The organism is Lactobacillus isalae, from assembly GCF_947539375.1.
Taxonomy (GTDB): Bacteria; Bacillota; Bacilli; order Lactobacillales; family Lactobacillaceae; genus Lactobacillus; species Lactobacillus isalae.
The window spans coordinates 1,809,158-1,827,390 of sequence record NZ_OX443569.1; the positions used below are offsets into that span (position 1 = coordinate 1,809,158).

Annotated in this window: 16 protein-coding genes and 2 tRNA genes; 10 read left to right on the forward strand and 8 right to left on the reverse strand. The window is 33.6% G+C overall.

Going from position 1 to position 18,233, the window contains the following annotated elements; all coding sequences use genetic code 11:
- Positions 1–56: 56 nt before the first annotated feature.
- The 6 genes from QM512_RS08695 (at position 57) to QM512_RS08720 (ending at position 6,928) form a co-directional block, all read left to right on the forward strand.
- A complete protein-coding gene (locus QM512_RS08695; protein WP_282805292.1) occupies positions 57–983 on the forward strand; it encodes a LysR family transcriptional regulator in 927 nt (308 codons plus the stop codon).
- Positions 984–1,150: 167 nt separating this feature from the next.
- The gene (locus QM512_RS08700) at positions 1,151–3,001 is read left to right on the forward strand and encodes a flavocytochrome c (protein WP_282805293.1); all 1,851 of its coding nucleotides are present in this window, start codon (positions 1,151–1,153) and stop codon (positions 2,999–3,001) included.
- 90 nt (positions 3,002–3,091) lie between these two features.
- A complete protein-coding gene (gene brnQ / locus QM512_RS08705) occupies positions 3,092–4,456 on the forward strand; it encodes a branched-chain amino acid transport system II carrier protein (RefSeq protein ID WP_282805294.1) in 1,365 nt (454 codons plus the stop codon).
- Positions 4,457–4,521: 65 nt separating this feature from the next.
- A complete protein-coding gene (gene ubiE, locus QM512_RS08710) occupies positions 4,522–5,244 on the forward strand; it encodes a bifunctional demethylmenaquinone methyltransferase/2-methoxy-6-polyprenyl-1,4-benzoquinol methylase UbiE (protein WP_282805295.1) in 723 nt (240 codons plus the stop codon).
- 33 nt (positions 5,245–5,277) lie between these two features.
- Positions 5,278–6,192, forward strand: coding sequence for a prolyl aminopeptidase (locus QM512_RS08715; protein WP_282805296.1), 915 nt, complete (start codon positions 5,278–5,280; stop codon positions 6,190–6,192).
- A 133-nt stretch (positions 6,193–6,325) separates the two neighbouring features.
- A complete protein-coding gene (locus QM512_RS08720) occupies positions 6,326–6,928 on the forward strand; it encodes a PepSY domain-containing protein (RefSeq protein ID WP_282805297.1) in 603 nt (200 codons plus the stop codon).
- A 174-nt stretch (positions 6,929–7,102) separates the two neighbouring features.
- Here the strand turns inward: QM512_RS08720 and QM512_RS08725 are convergent, their stop codons facing one another.
- From QM512_RS08725 to QM512_RS08760, 8 genes are all read right to left on the reverse strand, one after another.
- On the reverse strand, positions 7,103–8,428 hold the full coding sequence (locus QM512_RS08725; RefSeq protein ID WP_282805298.1) for a conjugated bile salt MFS transporter: 1,326 nt from the start codon (positions 8,426–8,428) through the stop codon (positions 7,103–7,105).
- Positions 8,429–8,629: 201 nt separating this feature from the next.
- On the reverse strand, positions 8,630–9,490 hold the full coding sequence (locus QM512_RS08730) for a lysophospholipid acyltransferase family protein (RefSeq protein WP_282805299.1): 861 nt from the start codon (positions 9,488–9,490) through the stop codon (positions 8,630–8,632).
- Positions 9,487–10,437: a glycosyltransferase family 8 protein gene (locus QM512_RS08735; protein WP_282805300.1), complete on the reverse strand. Its 951-nt coding sequence runs from the start codon at positions 10,435–10,437 to the stop codon at positions 9,487–9,489. The genes QM512_RS08730 and QM512_RS08735 overlap by 4 nt, the downstream gene beginning before the upstream one ends.
- A 12-nt stretch (positions 10,438–10,449) precedes the next feature.
- Complete coding sequence (locus QM512_RS08740; RefSeq protein WP_282805301.1) at positions 10,450–11,400, reverse strand: glycosyltransferase family 8 protein; 951 nt, start codon at positions 11,398–11,400, stop codon at positions 10,450–10,452.
- Positions 11,401–11,429: 29 nt separating this feature from the next.
- Positions 11,430–12,254, reverse strand: coding sequence for a glycosyltransferase family 8 protein (locus QM512_RS08745; RefSeq protein ID WP_282805302.1), 825 nt, complete (start codon positions 12,252–12,254; stop codon positions 11,430–11,432).
- A 1-nt stretch (position 12,255) separates the two neighbouring features.
- Entirely contained in the window at positions 12,256–13,032 is a 777-nt protein-coding gene (locus QM512_RS08750) for a 1-acyl-sn-glycerol-3-phosphate acyltransferase (protein WP_282805303.1), read from the reverse strand.
- 66 nt (positions 13,033–13,098) lie between these two features.
- Positions 13,099–13,171, reverse strand: a tRNA-Lys gene (locus QM512_RS08755).
- A gap of 130 nt (positions 13,172–13,301) precedes the next feature.
- Positions 13,302–13,374 (reverse strand) — tRNA-Lys (locus tag QM512_RS08760).
- 125 nt (positions 13,375–13,499) lie between these two features.
- Here QM512_RS08760 and yycF point away from each other — a divergent pair.
- The 4 genes from yycF to QM512_RS08780 are packed head-to-tail and all read left to right on the forward strand — an operon-like array spanning position 13,500 to position 18,233.
- Positions 13,500–14,207 (forward strand): response regulator YycF, encoded by a 708-nt coding sequence (gene yycF / locus QM512_RS08765; RefSeq protein WP_282805304.1) that lies wholly within the window; start codon positions 13,500–13,502, stop codon positions 14,205–14,207.
- A 46-nt stretch (positions 14,208–14,253) separates the two neighbouring features.
- A complete protein-coding gene (gene walK, locus QM512_RS08770; protein WP_282806467.1) occupies positions 14,254–16,104 on the forward strand; it encodes a cell wall metabolism sensor histidine kinase WalK in 1,851 nt (616 codons plus the stop codon).
- Positions 16,094–17,422 carry a YycH family regulatory protein gene (locus QM512_RS08775; protein ID WP_282805305.1) on the forward strand — a complete coding sequence of 443 codons (1,329 nt, stop codon included), beginning with the start codon at positions 16,094–16,096 and terminating at the stop codon, positions 17,420–17,422. Before walK ends, QM512_RS08775 begins: the two co-directional genes overlap by 11 nt.
- Positions 17,412–18,233, forward strand: coding sequence for a two-component system regulatory protein YycI (locus QM512_RS08780; RefSeq protein ID WP_282805306.1), 822 nt, complete (start codon positions 17,412–17,414; stop codon positions 18,231–18,233). Before QM512_RS08775 ends, QM512_RS08780 begins: the two co-directional genes overlap by 11 nt.

The following is an 18,233-nucleotide window of genomic DNA, read 5'->3' on the forward strand; positions in this document are numbered from 1 at the left end:
GAGGTATCCATAGCTCTTTTGTTTTATTAATTTTCATGACCCTAAGGAATAAGAAAATGAATAATCCAGAAGAAATACAACATTTCATTGATATTTTAATTAAAGAAGACAGTTTTGTGAAAGCGGCTAAAAAGTTATATATATCGCAACCATATTTGACGCAATTAATAAAGAGAATTGAAAGCAGGTTGGGAACACCGATTATTAATCGTGACAAAAAACCATATTCTTTAACTCAGGCCGGGTTGCTTTACTATCAATATTTAGAGAATGTTTCTTATAACAAGCAGCAATTGAATAAAAAACTAGCTAAATATATTCATCCTAATAAAGAAATAATCAAAATTGGGATTTTGGAAAGTCTGGGAACATATTTACTTCCGGAAATATTACCTGATTTTTTAAAAAGAAATCCTCAAGTAGAAATTCAGCTAATTGAAAATTTCCCTAGAGAGAATGAGAAGAATCTGCTAAGTGGAAATATTGATTGCTATATTGGGCAGACACCAGAAGCAATTGATTCAAGTTTAGACATTGTAAGTAATGGTGGGGAGAAATATTATGTGGTAATTTCTCCAGCTTCTCCCTACTACCAAGAAGATAAATTTATTCTTTCACCTGATGAATTGGACTTAAAAAAATTGTTGCAAGAGCCATTTATTTTAAGTATACCTGGTTCAGCTATTCGTCACCAAGTAAATGGTGTTTTTCAGAGATTTCATTTAGAACCCAAAGTTGTATTAGAATCTAAAAGTATTATCACGGCAACTAGTTTAGCAATTCATGGAATGGGCTTAACAATTTCTACAGCAAGTATTATTAAATGTATTAGCGAGACGCCAATTAATCTGTTTCCTATTAGTCGTGATCTAATTAATGTTGTTTTCTTTATTGCGACTCGAGGGGAAAAAACAAAATCTAAAGCTTTGAAAAACTTAATTAAAGAGTTTAAGGCTAAGAATTTGCAGCCGATTATTAGATAAAAAGTATAAAAATAAATTTTAGGAATTTAACTTGTTTGGAGATTATTTTTTATATAAATTTGCTATAACAAAATTGTTATGAGAAAGTTGCAAAAAACATATTTAAGCTGTTAAATTCAATAACCTATAATTTAGGGGTAATAGGTTTAAGAAAGGGTATTAAAATTATGAAATCAGGAAAGTATGAAGTTAGAGCTAAAGGACATGGCGCAAGTTTCATGCCTATGGAAGTCACCCTCTCTGAAGATAAAATCGAAGATATTAAGGTGGACGCTAAGGGTGAAACTAAGGGTGTAGCAGATGCAGTATTTAAACGATTGCCTGAAGAAATTGTAAAAAATCAAACTTTAAATGTTGATACTGTTAGCGGTGCAACTATTTCTAGCCATGGTGTTATTGACGGAGTAGCTACTGCAATTGGTGAAGCTGGCGGAGATCCAGATGAATGGAAAAAGCGAGCAAAGCCTGAAGAACAAAGGGCTAAAGATGAAGCCTATACTACTGATATTGTAGTTATAGGTGCCGGTGGGGCAGGTTTAGCTGCAGCGGCTAGAAGTATTCAACGTAATCAAAAAGTTATTGTACTTGAAAAATTCCCACAAATTGGTGGAAACACCAGTCGTGCTGGTGGTCCAATGAATGCGGCAGAACCTGATTGGCAAAAGCGATTTAAGGCCTTAGCTGGTGAAAAAGAAACTCTTGAAGAATTAGCGGCTACTCCAATTGAAAATATTGATCCGGAATATCAAGCAGACTTTAAAGACTTGCAAAAGCAAATTAAAGAATATATTACTTCTGGAGCTAACTATTTATTTGATTCAAAATTGCTTCATGAAATTCAAACTTACTTGGGTGGTAAACGTACAGACTTAAAGGGCAATGAAATTCATGGTAATTATGCCTTAGTTAAAGAATTAGTTGATAATGCATTAGATTCAGTTCATTGGCTTACAGATTTAGGTGTAGATTTTGATCGTAGCCAAGTAACAATGCCAGTTGGTGCTTTGTGGAGAAGAGGACATAAGCCAGTTGAGCCAATGGGCTATGCCTTTATTCATGTTTTAGGCGATTGGGTAAAAGAACATGGTGGCACAATTTTAACTGATAGTCGTGCTGAACATTTAATTATTGAAAATGGTAAAGTTAGCGGCGTTATCGCTAAGAAACCTGATGGTAGTAGGATTACAGTGCACGCTAAAGCAGTGATTTTAACTGCAGGTGGATTTGGTGCTAATACTCAAATGGTTCAAAAATATAATACTTACTGGAAGCATATTGATGATAATATTGCGACCACTAACTCACCAGCAATTACTGGAGATGGAATTCGTCTTGGTAAAGAGGCTGGAGCAGATTTAGTTGGAATGGGCTTTATCCAAATGATGCCCGTCTCTGATCCTAAGACTGGTGAATTATTTACAGGTCTTCAAACTCCACCAGAAAACTACATTATGGTTAACCAAAAGGGAAAACGTTTCGTAAATGAATTTGCAGAACGCGATGTTTTAACTAAGGCCGCAATTGATAACGGTGGCTTATTCTACTTGATTGCTGATGATAAGATTAAAGATACTGCATATAACACCACGCAAGAATCAATTGATGCTCAAGTTAAAGCAGGTACATTATTTAGAGCAGATAGTTTAGAAGAATTAGCTAAACAAATTAATATGGATCCTGATACTTTGGTTAAGACAATTAAGAAATATAACTCCTATGTCGATGCTGGAAAAGATCCTGATTTTGAGAAGTCTGCCTTTAACTTGAAGTGTGAAGTCGCACCATTTTACGCTACACCGAGAAAACCTGCTATTCACCATACAATGGGTGGGTTAAAGATTGATACAGGTGCGCATGTTTTAGATAAAGATGGCAAGCAAATTTCGGGCTTGTATGCTGCTGGAGAAGTAGCAGGCGGTATTCACGCTGGTAACCGTCTAGGCGGAAATTCACTTGCCGATATCTTTACTTTTGGTAGAATTGCTGCTAATAGTGCTAATGATGAATTAGAAAAATAGTATTGATAGATTAAAACGTTGTAAACACTAGAGTTTACAACGTTTTTTTGCTAAAATACTAAAAATAATTATTTTTTTGGAGGAATCGAATTGAAAGAAGCGAAGGAAAAAACATTAAGTAAAAAGCAATATTTAATTGTTGCTTCTATGATTTTTGCACTGTTTTTTGGTGCAGGAAACTTAATTTTCCCACTTCATTTAGGCCAGCTTGCTGGTAAAAATTGGGGACCAGCAGCAATTGGATTTTCAATTACGGGGGTAGTATTACCCTTACTTTCACTTCTTGCGGTTGCAATTACGCGTAGTAATGGTGTTTACCAAATTGGTTTGCCTGTAGGGAAGATTTTTGCTCTTTCTTTTATGACTTTAATACAACTGACTATGGGGCCCTTATTTGCGGCTCCGAGAAATGCTACAGTTTCGTATACTGTCGGCATTGCTCCATTATTGCCTAAGCAATTTCAAAGTATAGGACTAATTGTATTTACGACAATTTTTTTCGCAATTGTATTTATGATTGCTTACAACGAAAGTGATATTCTTTCTTCTTTGGGTAAAATATTAAATCCTATCTTTTTAATTTTGCTTTTTTTAGTATTTGTTGTTGCTTTTGCTCGTCCTTTAGGTAATCTGAGTACAGTACCTGTAAGTAAAGAATATTTGCATGGAACAATAGTTAAAGGATTCTTAGAAGGCTATAATACAATGGATGCTTTAGCAGGATTAGCATTCGGTGTAACGGTTGTTACAGCGGTTAAAGAATTAGTTAATCATAATGAGAAAAAGGTGGCTAAAATAACTGCTAAAGCGGGGTTAATGGCTGTTATAGGAATTGGAGTAATTTATACTCTCTTAATTGCCGTTGGCGCTATGTCGCTAGGCCACTTTAAGATAACCAGCGACGGAGGGATTTTATTATCTAAAATTGTTAATTACTATGCCGGTATTTTTGGTCAAGCTTTATTAGCGGTTTTAGTATTTTTAGCATGTTTAACTACAGCTGTAGGTATTTTATCTGCCTTTGCATTAGATTTTTCTGCACATTATTCTAAATTTAGTTATAAAGGGTGGCTAACCATTTCTTGTATTGGATCCTTTGTGACCGCAAACTTGGGTTTAGATAAGATTATTAGTTGGTCACTTCCTGTACTAATGTTTTTATATCCTTTAGCTATTGTTTTGATTATTTTGTCACTATTTTCACCATTATTTAAAGGTGATAAAGTAGTATATAAAGTAACGATGGTTTTAACACTAGTGCCGGCCATTTTTGATCTAATTGCTCATTTACCTGCACCAATTGCTGGAACCTCATTTTATAATGCAGTGAGTCAATTTCGCTTGAATTATTTGCCACTATCTAATATTGGTTTATCTTGGGTTGTACCAACAGTATTAGGATTAGTAATTAGTGTACTAATTCATTTATGGCGCCGTAAAGTTAATAAAATATAGTAACTAAGCTATGGTTCATTTGAATCATAGCTTTTTTGTTGGGATAATTAAATCAGGTGATAAAAATGAGTTTAACTAACAGCGTGCCCGAAAAAGATGTACATGATTTATTTAGTCGGGTAGCGCCACATTATGATCAGATGAATAATTTAATTAGCTTAGGTACGCAGAATGGTTGGCGCAAGAAATTTTTGAGGGAATTAAAGGTAGCACCAGGCGATTTTGCGCTAGATTTATGTTGCGGTACAGGCGATATAACGATTGCGCTAGCAAAACACGTTGGGCCGTCAGGAAATGTAATTGGTCTCGATTTTAATCAAGATATGCTTGAATTAGCTGACCAAAAAGTTCGAAAACAAAATTTACAAAAAGAAATACAATTAAGGCAAGAAGATGCAATGCATCTGCCTTATCCAGATCAGAGTTTTGACATTGTAACAATTGGTTTTGGTTTACGTAATGTTCCTGACGCCAATCAAGTTTTGAAAGAAATTTATCGAGTGTTAAAGCCGACTGGCAAAGTTGGAATTTTAGAAACATCGCAACCAACTAATTCACTTGTTAAATTAGGATGGCAGACCTACTTTAAGTTATTTCCTAGTTTTGCAAAAATCTTGGGAGCTAAGGTATCCGATTATCAATACTTGTCTCATACAACTGAGAAGTTTGTCTCGGCAAAGCATTTAAAGAAAATGCTTGAAGAAAATGGGTTTGAAAATGTACAAGTTAAAAAATTAAATTTAGGTGCAGGTGCAATTCATATCGGAATTAAAAAGAAAATGAGATAAAATATAAGATAAAAAATAAAAAAGGAGAATTTTATGAAAACTGGTACTAAAATTATTACTTTAGACAACGGGTATCACTTGTGGACTAATACTCAAGGCGAGGGCGATATTCACTTATTAGCGCTTCATGGTGGTCCTGGTGGAAATCATGAATACTGGGAAGATGCTGCAGAACAATTGAAAAAGCAAGGTCTTAGTGTTCAAGTAACCATGTATGATCAATTGGGGTCACTTTATTCCGATCAACCAGACTACACTGATCCTAAAATTGCTAAAAAGTATCTAACTTATGAGTATTTCTTAAATGAAGTTGATGAAGTTCGTGAAAAACTCGGTTTAGATAACTTTTATTTAATTGGTCAAAGTTGGGGCGGACTTTTAGTGCAAGAATATGCTGTTAAATACGGTAAGCATTTAAAGGGCGCAATTATTTCTTCAATGGTTGATGAAATTGATGAATATGTTGATTCCGTAAATAGAAGAAGGCAAGAGGTTCTTCCCCAAACAGAAATTGACTTTATGCATGAATGTGAAAAGAACAATGATTACGATAATCAACGTTATCAAGATGATGTTCAAATTTTGAATATTAATTTTGTTGATAGGAAACAACCATCAAAGCTTTATCATTTAAAAGATCTTGGTGGTAATGCTGTTTATAATGTATTTCAAGGTGATAACGAATTTGTTATTACAGGTAAACTTAAAGATTGGCATTTTAGAGATCAACTTAAGAATATTAAGGTACCAACATTAATTACCTTTGGTGAAAACGAGACAATGCCAATTTCGACTGCTAAAATTATGCAAAAAGAAATTCCAAATTCTCGTTTGGTTACTACTCCTGATGGCGGACATCATCATATGGTTGATAATCCAGATGTTTACTATAAGCACTTAGCTGACTTTATTCGTGAAGTTGAAAACGGTAATTTTAAGGGAGAATAAAGCTAAAAAGTCTATATAATAGTTTCTATATTGAAGTTCTAGCATGGATTTTTAAGCATATAAATCGCTTTCATGGTATATATCCTATATAATTAATATTAAATATAGTTTTATTAATTTAAGGAGAAAAGCCATGAAGAAAAAAATAAGTAAAATGCTAGCAGCGGCAGCTTTCATGGGAACACTAGGAATTTCAGTAGTGGCGTGTAGCAATAATGATTCAACCAGTAAAACTAAGCAGTCAAGTGTAAAGAAAACCACTAAAGATAAGGCAAGTAATACAAAAAACACCACAAGAAAAAGCCAGATTAAACTTAGTCAAACTGAAGCCATAAATAAGTTTGATAAAAAATATTCTGATAAAAAGTTAAAAGAAATAGATTTAAAATTAGACGGTAATAAGTATCTTTATGAAATTACAGGATTTGATAAAGATAAAGAATACGAAATGACCATTAACGCTACAAGTGGAAAAGAAATCAAATCTAGTTCTGAAAAATTAGACTTAGATGAACGTCTGCAAAAGGGACTTGATTTAGATAAGGTGATTTCTCGTGATCAAGCAAGTGAAATAGCAGAAAAAGAAGTTAAGAATAGCACTGCTAAAGAATGGACCCTAAAAATGGATCAGGACAAAGCCATTTGGGATGTAACTGTTGAATCAGGTTCAAGTAAACATGAAGTAGAAATTGATGCTATTTCTAAGAAAGTTATTAAGGCAGAAAAAGATGATTAAACAAAAAATTCAGAGTTTTTAAGCTCTGAATTTTTTTGTGAATATTTTTGACTCTATACTTTTTCCTGTTGATAAATATCCTTTTTTAACTGTTCATCATCAGAATTTGAAAAGCAGTCGGATTTTTTAATATTGATAATAATTACTTGTCTAAAAAGATCTCTGGTTTATCTTCTACAACCTTTTTTGTAATTCCTTAATTTTAATAGCTGAAAATATTAGTAAAATGAATCCAATTGTAACGAATCCAATTGTAGACCACCATGCAAGAGAAAAGCTTGTTGCATCTTTAATAACACCGAATAATGGTGCACCAATTGCGAATCCAATTGCATAAGCTAAACTTATATACCCTAAGTTAACTCCTTGAGCCTTTGCTCCAAATAAATTTTTTGCCATAAAAGCTGGTCCAGACATATAACTAAAGATAGATAAACCACCTAAAATAGCCCAACCAATTCCAGCATAGAGATTACTTGAGGCACCATATGGATGATCACTAATAAAGACCATTAGTAAAACAGAAAGTACGATTAAAATACCAGCATAAGTCATTGATTTTGCTGTACCAAATTTGTCAAATAAATATCCACCAGAAATATTACCAACAATACCAGCAACACCAAGTACGGAACCAATTAAGCCAACTTGCGTTAGAGATAATTTAGTATCTAAGAATGCAGCATAGTCTTCGTTAGAGGAGGCTAATCCTAAACCAATTAATAAAAAGCCAATACTAAAGACCCAGAACCACTTCATCTTTAATACTTGTTTTCCAGACCAGCCTTGAAATTCATGAGCATGTTGCTCAGCAAGTTCATCTTTATTTTCTTTAAGCTCTTTGGCAGTTGCTAAAACTTCATCAGACTTAGGAACCCTAATGAATGCAGCAAGAATTAATCCAATTACAAAAAGTGCAACAGCGAAAATAAAGAAAGGTGCCATTGATGTTAAACGCCCTGTCTTAGCATTTCCTGCAATGAAATGTTGCAAAATTACTTGAGTTAATGGCTGTAAAATAATATCACCGATTGAGCAACCACAGTAAGCTAATCCTAGGGCAACTCCACGTCCCTTTACTGGGAACCAGTGATTAATAACCCAAGGAACACCTTGACCAGAATAAAATGTTGAGCCAACCATGCAAAGAATACCAGCAATGTAAAAGCCAGGTAATTTAGTACTAATTCCAAATATTACAAATCCAATAGCAGAGATAGCAATACCAATAATATACATAAGTTTGAAATTAACTTTTTGTAGTGCTTTCCCAATAAATGGAGATACTACAGATCCAGCGATAGCACCAAAAGTAAAAATCAAAGTATAGGATGCTAAAGTGAAATGAAATGTATTAACGATTGGATGTACAAATAAAGGTTGAATTAGCTGAGCCATACCATAAGGAATAGCTTGTGTCAGTACACACAAAAATACCATAAAGTATTTATAGCCTTTGCTAACTACCTTCTTTTTTTTAATAGATAGATCATTGGCCATATATATATCTTCTTTCCAATAAACATAATAACTATTTACATAATAGCCGTTTTCTATAGTCACCTATATTTTGAATCAGAAAGTAAAATAAATCAAAAATAATATCCTATACCGTTATTTAATAAACGTAATACAAAAAATCCCCAAAATTGAACCTTTATGTTCAACTTTGGAGATTAACTTCAAGTTTTTATATTACATTTATTTTTTTATATACCCTGCAATATCATCATAATCAAAGTTCTCAGTTAATTTTTTACCATATGCTTTCTCATAAGCTTTTTTCTTTTGCATGTAATCGATATCGCGCATTCTTTTGGCATTTTGATTAACTGATAAACGGTCAACGGGATAAATTGTTGGCAATACATGAAGAATATATCGAGTTTTATGAAATTCAGAGCTATTTTTTTCCATTTCAGGAAGATCTTTAATCTCTACAAAACATGAAATTATTGGTACTTTAGCTTTTGCAGCATAATAATATGCACCCTTTTGAAGAGGACGAGGTTTCCGGTAGTTATACCACATTTCTTGTTCTGGATAGATTAAAACCCAACCTTTTTTATCGAAAACGTGTTGCAAATGTTTAGGAAACTCACGTCCTAGATATTGATAACTCTGAACAATCGGAATAGCATTGATATTATTCATTAAAAAACCAAAAAAGCCGGGTAGTTTTAAATTGGAATCTTCAATTACAATGTAGAGTTTTTTATGACACTTGTTAGCTAATTTTTTAATTGGTAAACTATCAGTTTGCTTAAAGTGATTGGTAGTAACGATTGCACCATATTTAGGTCCCTTTGCGCGCTCTTTATTTTTGATTTGCGTATGGGCCATTAAAATTAGGGTATCAATATTAACAATTCCTTGAGCAATAATATTTTTAAATTTATGACTAATCTTTTTTTGTTGTTTCCAATAATCGTTAACCAGCTTTATTCTTTCACTTTTAGTTAAAATAGGATCACCTAGTTCAACTTTAGCGTGCATTTTACCTTTTTTGACGGCTGTTTTAATATTTTCAATAACTTGTGCACGATTTTCGCCAATGATCATAATTTAATCCTTTCGCCTTTATTTTTTACCTGAGCCCAATTATTAGGATCAATTATTGTGAGATCTTCTTTTTCAAGCATATGGTTTAATTTAGCTCGATCTTCTGTACGCTGCTTGTCAGTATAATTAGCTAGCTCTGATTTTAGTTCTTCATAAAATGGAGTTGTTTCAGCATATTTCCAGAAATAATCTTTATATTGTACATCTTTGAAGTACCAAGGTTTAAAGAATAAATTATAGTGGATTAAGCCTGGATTAGAAATGGGTTCAGTATTTTCATTAGGCATTGCATCCCAGCGTGGATCAAGATGTAAAATTCTGCCATCACCAATTTCGTTTAAATAGTCTTGATCTGGAGCAATACAATCAAAATGGTATTTTTCTAGTAAATTCATAAAGTGATCAATAAAGTGTTCATTTCTGAAAGCCTTAGAATTTAGAACTAGCATTCCAGAATTAATATATTTTTTAGGATCAAGAGCTAGAACATCTTTGATATATTTCACCATTTTATCTACATATTGAATCGATGAGTCGGTGCAAGCAGCAAATAAGTTATCGCCTAAGTCAGTGTTGTATAACTTAGCGATATCATCGACTACGACTGTGTCGCTATCAATGTAGATTGCCTTGTCATATTGCGGGAAAAGTTCAGGAATAAATAGGCGATAAAAAATAGACATCGTGAAAAAATCGGCGCGAAGATAGTTTTCTTTTCGATTTTGAATTGGTTTTACTAAGCTTTCATCAATATGGAAAAATTTGACGTGTACATAATCATTGCCAAAAGCTGCAAGCTGCTCTTGATGATTTTTTGATAAACCTTGATTTAAGAAAATGACAGTATAGTCGTTTTCTGGATTAGCGTTCTTAACTAATGAATTAAGGGAAACTGACGCATATTTGGTAAAATCATCGCTAATACTATAAAAAACTGGGATAGTCATTTTAATGCCTCTTTATATTTTTACTGATGTAGTTTTCTTAACCTTTGCCCAAGTTACATCTTCGTCTTTGATCTCATCAACTTTTTTAATCATCCAATCAAGATCGGCACGTGCTTTTTTACGATCTTCATCAGTGAAACTTGCTAGTTGGTCCTTTAGTTCTTGATAGTAAGGGGACTTTTTAGCAACATCCCAGAAGTATTGACCATATTGAACATCAGCAAAATGCCATGGCTTGAAGAATAAGTTATAGTGAACAATTTTAGGATTCTTAATTTCATCCATATGTTCATTGGGCATTGCATCCCATTCAAGTGGTAAGTGATAAATTTTGTCTTCGCAAATCTCATTCATATAAGCCTGGTCAGGATCGATATTATCGAAGTGATACTTTTCAATTAAAGAATAGAATTTATCAACAAACTTCTTATCTCTGAATGCCTTCATGTTAAAGAGAATAACACCGTTGTTGATGTATTTTTCTGGTGGGAAAATACCTTGACATTCCTTGATGTAAACTTGAAGTGGCTTGATAAATCTAATTGACATATCAGGAACGCTAGCAAACATGTTGTCGCCAATATCAGTCTTATACAATTCAGCAATATCGGTGCAAATAATCGTATCAGCGTCTAAATAGACTGCCTTATCGTATTGAGGAAAGAGGTTAGGAATAAATAATCGATAAAAAATTGACATTGTGAAGAATTGTGCTCGTAGATAATTTTCTTCACTGTTATGAATTGGGGCTACCATGTCATCATCAATATGGAAAATATTAACGTGAATATTCTTAGTTGAAAGATTTTCTAGACTTTTTTTATGATCATCACTAATATTTTGAACCAAAAGTGTGATTGTGTAGTCTTTATTTGGATCAGCATGGTCAATTAAAGATTGAATTGAAACGGCAGCATAGGGTGTGTAGTTATCGCTAATTGTGTAAAAAACGGGTATTGTCATTGTAAAAACTCCATATATAAAAATCTTTTTTAAGACCGCTTTAATTGTGGTCTCAGTTCTGTGTACTGCTTAAGTAAATCATCATATTCATGTAATTTCAAGACACTATGAACGCGCTCAATATCCCATGGTTTAACAGTTAAAGTGTGAAAATATGGCTTAAAACGAAAGCTGGTCGTGAAGTGTTGAATCTTGGTATCAGGACGCAAACGATATTGTTCGTTATAGCAACGGGGAGCAATTTTCTTCTCAGTAGCAAGCTTATTTAAGGCAGATTGATCTGGAAGGAGCATTTTCTTATCGCTCATTTTTTCTCTTACCTTTACAAATAATTTTGTCTTCTTGATTTCATCCATATTAAGAAGCAAAACGCCTGAGTTTAAGTAGTCAAATGTCTTGTGCATATGGAGATTATGAAAGAAAAAGCGCCCCCAAAAATCAAGTACACCAACTAATTCTGTATTTGTTAAATCTTGATTATAAAAATCACTAATATCTTTACGGACAATGATATCATCGTCTAAATATAAAATTCGATCAGGAATTTGTGGAATTTGATCAGCAAATAAACGAAGCATAGCATAAGGCGTAAAACGTGTTTCCATATTTGCTCGTGGCGGCTCTTTTTTAAACAATTCAGTACAATCGATTAATTCAGCTGTGTTATTTGGATCCTTTTCTTTAAGTAGCCTTTTTATTAGATTAAAAGCCTGCTCGTTAAAGGCTTGATATCCTTCTGCTTGCATCGTCAAGATATAAAAGTGCAGGGGAGTAGAAGTATTTTTTAGTAAAGATAGAGTTGTAATTAAAATACCATCTTCGGCATGAGAGTCGCCGCAAAACATAATATTCATTTTATCCTCCAATTTTTCGCTGTTGATACTGGTAATATGAGTAGTCGCTTAGTTTTGAACGGTCTTTTAATTGCTGAAATACTTGGTCATGAAGCTTTTTTTGCTGCTGCTTTTTAGGTAGGGAAGGATCAGGAAAAAAGGGACCATCAATATAAACAGTAATTTTTGGGCGTTTGCTAAATTTTCTTTTCTGATAAGTTGTTGACATTACGAAACTAGCTTTATTTGCCTGCACTGGAAAGTTAAAACTAGTTTCTGGGAAAGGACGAATCTCAGTATAGTAAGGCCAAACATGAGCTTCGGGGTAAATGACGATATGAGCATTTTTACTGGTTAAAGTTCTAACAGCCTTGAGCAAGTGAATGGCTTGTTTAATGTTTTTACCCACAGGCAGACCTCCGTAGGGTAAAAGAAATTTTCCAATTATTGGAATTCCCCAATTTGCTTGATTAGCAATTGCATAGTAATTTTTCCAGCCAAATAAGGTTAGAGGCATGAAAACGTCGTTAACCATTTGGGTGTGGTTGCCATAGACGAAATAACCTTGATTTTTATATTTTGATAACTTATCTCTACCTATTACTTTGACATGCATTCCGCAATAAGTAAAAAGATAAGCAAATCCAGTAGCTAAAAATCGCATTAGATAATTAAGCGGTGTATGTTTAATAATTTGATAATTATCGGGTAAGGTAAAATCTTGCTGTTTGCTTTGAACAATATCATCAGTTAGAGAATTATAATAGATGACATCATGTTTAGAAGGTTTAGTATTCATAATATTAATTATAAAAGAAGTTTAAAAACAAAAAAAGACACCGCCTAAGCGATGTCTTTAAAATTATGGGTGGTCAGGGGATCGAACCCTGGACCCACGGATTAAGAGTCCGTTGCTCTGCCAGCTGAGCTAACCACCCAATTGGATAACCAACAGATATTATTATGCCAAAAAAAAATAAAAATGCAAGAACTTTTTTTAAAAAATTCAAATTTGCAAGAAGTTTAAAAATAAAAAAAGACACCGCCTAAGCGATGTCTTTAAAACTATGGGTGGTCAGGGGATCGAACCCTGGACCCACGGATTAAGAGTCCGTTGCTCTGCCAGCTGAGCTAACCACCCAATTGGATAACCAACAGATACTATTATGCCAAAAAAAAATAAAAATGCAAGCTTTTTTTTCATAAGTTTAAAAAAAATATGGAAAACAGTATAATATAGTTATTAATACTGAGGAGGCATCATTTATGCCAAAAAAGATTTTAGTCGTTGACGATGAAAAACCAATTTCTGATATTATTAAATTTAACCTGACTAAGGAAGGCTTTGATGTCGAGACTGCTTACGATGGCGAAGAAGCTGTTAAAAAAGTTGATGAATATGATCCTGATTTAATGATTCTTGACCTAATGTTACCGAAAAAAGATGGTCTAGAAGTTGCTCGTGAAGTGCGTCAAACTCATGATATGCCGATCATCATGGTGACTGCTAAAGACACTGAAATTGATAAAGTGTTAGGACTTGAAATGGGTGCCGATGATTATGTTACTAAGCCTTTTTCTAATAGAGAACTAGTTGCCAGAGTAAAGGCAAATTTACGTAGACGTGATTTAACTCAAAAAGCTACTGAAGATGATGAAGATAAAAATATTACAATTAGTAATTTGGTGATTATGCCTGAGGCTTATATGGTCGAAAAAAATGGTGAAAAGATTGAATTAACGCACCGTGAATTTGAATTGCTTCATTATTTAGCTCAGCACATGGGACAAGTGATGACCAGGGAACATTTACTTCAAACCGTTTGGGGCTATGATTATTTTGGAGATGTTAGAACAGTTGACGTTACAGTGAGACGTTTGCGTGAAAAGATCGAAGATAATCCAAGTTCACCAACTATTTTAGTAACAAGGCGTGGAGTAGGATATTACGTTAAGAACCCATCAGATGAATAAGGAACACAGTCACTAGTAATAGTGGCTTTTTTTGCAATTAGGACAAATGAAGAAAATAAAAAGTGTATTAAATTCTATTAATTTTAAAATCGCAATAATTTTTATGTTGTTATTATTGGCCACCATTGAAGTGGTTGGAGCTTCTTTCACTAGACAACTTGAGCAAAACTCAATTCAAAATTTTGAGTCGTCAATTCAAGTGCCAAATATTATTACTAATCAGATTGCTAGTCAATTAAGTAGGGCGAATGCTAAAAAAGCTAATCAACAATTAAGCCAGATTATTTCAAATTATAACCTTGGCGATATTAGCCAACTAATGGTAGTTGATAATAAAGGAGTCATTCGTGCCGTTTCAAATGTTAATGATCAGAATAGAATAGGTCAGCGGACAAGTAATGCTGATATCAAGAATGTGCTTTCAAATGGTAAACAGGTTTCTAAGGTAATCAATGATAATGGAAATTATATGGTGCAAATATCACCGTTAACTTCTGCTAATGGAACGAATACTCCAGTTGGTGCAATTTATGTTCGCGCAAATCTGCAAGGCGTATTTAATAATTTGCGACAAGTTTCCATATATTTCTTAATTGCGTCATTAATTGCGGCAGTTTTAGGAGCAATTGTAGCCTTAGTAATTTCCCGGGCAATAACTCGACCAATTGAGGAAATGCGCAAGCAAGCTTTGAGGGTCGCAAACGGAGATTATTCTGGACATGTTCGAGTTTATGCTCAGGATGAATTAGGGCAACTCGCTGAAGCCTTCAATACTTTATCTGTAAGAATTGAAAGAACCCAGGAAATTTCTGATAGTGAACGAAGACGATTAGATAATGTTTTAACGCATATGACTGATGGGGTTATTGCTACTGATCGTCATGGAAATATTACGATTATTAATGAAACAGCATTAGATTTCTTGGGTAAGACTGAAAAAGATGTTATTGGAAAACCAATTACTAATTTATTAGGCCTAAAAGATGTTACGATTCAAGATTTATTAAGTACTCAGCAAGAATTGGTTGTTCGTGTTAATGATAATACACGAGATGAGATGATTTTACATGCTAACTTCTCCTTGATTCAACGTGTAACGGGTTTCGTTTCAGGTTTAGTTTGTGTGCTTCATGATATTACTCAGCAGCAAAAGAATGAGCGTGAACAGCAGCAATTCGTTTCTAACGTTTCTCATGAGCTTAGAACGCCATTAACTAGTTTGAGAGCGTATGTAGAAGCCTTAAACGATGGAGCATGGAAGGATCAAAATATTGCTCCGCAATTTTTGCATGTTATTCAGGATGAAACTGAACGAATGATTCGTATGATTAATGACTTACTCAGTTTATCTAGAATGGATCGCGGCGTAGCAAAGATGGATTTAGAATGGGTTAACCTAAATGACTTTGTTAACCATGTTTTGAATCGATTTGATATGATGCTCAAGTCTGATACAGATAAAACGCATAAAAAGAAATATTCAATCAAGCGTGAGTTTCCCCATCAAGCTCTATGGGTTGAAATTGATACCGATAAGATGATGCAAGTAATCGATAATATTATGAACAATGCTATTAAATATTCACCTGATGGTGGTGTGATAACTGTTAGACTACTTCAAGCACAAAAGCATGTTATTTTGAGCATTTCAGATCAAGGATTAGGAATTCCGAGAAAAGACTTAAGCAAGATTTTCGATAGATTTTACCGTGTTGATAAGGCTCGTTCACGTAAACAAGGCGGAACCGGGTTAGGACTAGCTATTTCTAAAGAAATAGTAGAAGCACACCATGGCAGAATTTGGGCAGATAGTGCTGAAGGTGCCGGCTCAACTTTCTACATTTCTTTGCCATATGAAGCAATTAGCGAGGAAGGAGAAAATTGGGATGAGGTTTAAAGATAAGTTTTCTAGAGTTGCATTACGAGTTAGCTTAATTGTGATGGTAGCATTATCAATTGCTCTATCAGCGATTATTTGGGGATCTGATGCTCGGTTTTCTAGAATTGAGGAGACATCTAATCAAACTCAAACAAAGGACTTAGGACAGCGTTCCTTAAGAGATATTTATCTTCCTACACAAACTTTTTATTTTAAAAATAAGCAGATGTATCAAGTTTATGATACTAAGAATAATCTACCTTTAGAATTTTCTAAGTTGACTCAATCAGTAAGACCGCTTTTGCCAATTAGAGTATGGTCTAGCCAAACTAAATATGAAAAACTGCTAAGGAATTCGGATTATGTTCAATTAACGTATCCTGATCAGATAACTATTTCGTTGTTTTTAACTAATGTAAGAAAAAACGATAGTCGTGAATTCAATCGTTTCTTTGTTCCGACAAAATCAAGTCAGTATATTTATTTAGGCAATGATGAAAATTATACAGTTTATAGAGTTCGTTTAAGCGATATATCATTTAAGAACTTAGTTGACCATATTCAAAATGCTCAAACCCAAATGCCCGTTACGCTTGAAAAAGTTCATGATGATTATTTGCCATTTTATGATAAGAATCCTAGTCTACCTGTTTATAGTTATTTAACTAATGAAGAATCGGATTCATATTTTGTTTATCGTTTGTTAGGTTCTAATAATCCTAGTCAACATAATAGTGGCGATACAATTACGTACTCTAACGGAGTATACGAACGTTTAATGGCTGCTAAGCATACTCACAATTATGAATACATTGATTATCAGCAAGATAAAGTACCTAAGACTATTAGTAAAAAATTAAACGATAGCTTATATTTTGTGCGAAAAATTGGATTGACGGAACCGGATTTAAGATTCTTTGATGCAGATGATAATACAGTCATTTATCAAAATTATGTTGAAGAATATCCCATCTTTTTGCCTGGCAAATACAAGATGCGAGCACAGGTAAAATTTGCATCTAATGGAATGACAATTAACTTTAATAGTTTAGACTTACAGATCCCAATTCCAACTAATGGGGATAAAAAGACCTTAATTCCAACTAATGAGGCAATCGATCAGCTATATCAAAAAGGGTATCATCGTAAGGAGATTGAACGTATTATTATTGGATATACCGCTAAGTCTACTGATAGTAAAAATAAAAGACTAGTAGATTTAGAGCCCGCTTACTATGTGAAAATCAATAAGCAATGGAGGACTTTAGACGAGTGGCTCAATACTAGTGATCAACTAGAAAATGCTGGAAAGGAGGGGCTAGTAGATGGACTTTAAAAGAATAGAATGGATTTTTTTAATTGTATTTATTGGAATCAATATCTTTTTAGGAATCGAACTTTGGCAGACACCAACCCTTTTATCTGCTGGCACAACTCCTACTCAAACAGATATTAAAAGCGAAACAAGCGCTGATCAGATTACTATCCCTAAAGTTAATGATAAGCAAGGAGACGGCTACTATTTGGCGGCTAAAGTTGATAATTCTTGGATAAAGAAAGCTGCTAATCAGGTAAGTAATCAGGTAGAAAATAATACAAGCGAAAATAGCATTTCAGTTCATTTGAATAAACCAATAACGATTTCTAATAATTCTAAAGAGGCCGTGAAAGAAGTTATTAATTTTAAAAATGATAGTCAAAATGTATACAAAGGTAAAAATTATGTTTATTTGCCAGAGTTGTCTGAAGATGGCGATTATGTTTTTAATCAAAAAACTAAGTATGGCGAAGTTTTTTCATCTACAGCAAGACTTCATATTATTGTAAAGAATAATCAAATTGTTTCGTATTCACAGCGTTATGTTAATGACCTAAATCCAGTACGTGAAAGACAAAATACAATTAGCTCCAAATCTGCTGTAAATTCTTTATACACTTATAGTGAACTACCAAATAATTCTAAAATTGTTTGGTTAAAGCAAGTTTATACAAGGCTATTAACAGTTAAGGGGAGCGCTATTTATATCCCTACTTGGATAGCAGCAATCGAGAACAATACTTCAAAAACAGTTACGCTGAAGCGTGTAAATGCGTTTACCGGTACAATTATTCAAAATAATATAGCTGCAGATGATTCAAAGGAGTAG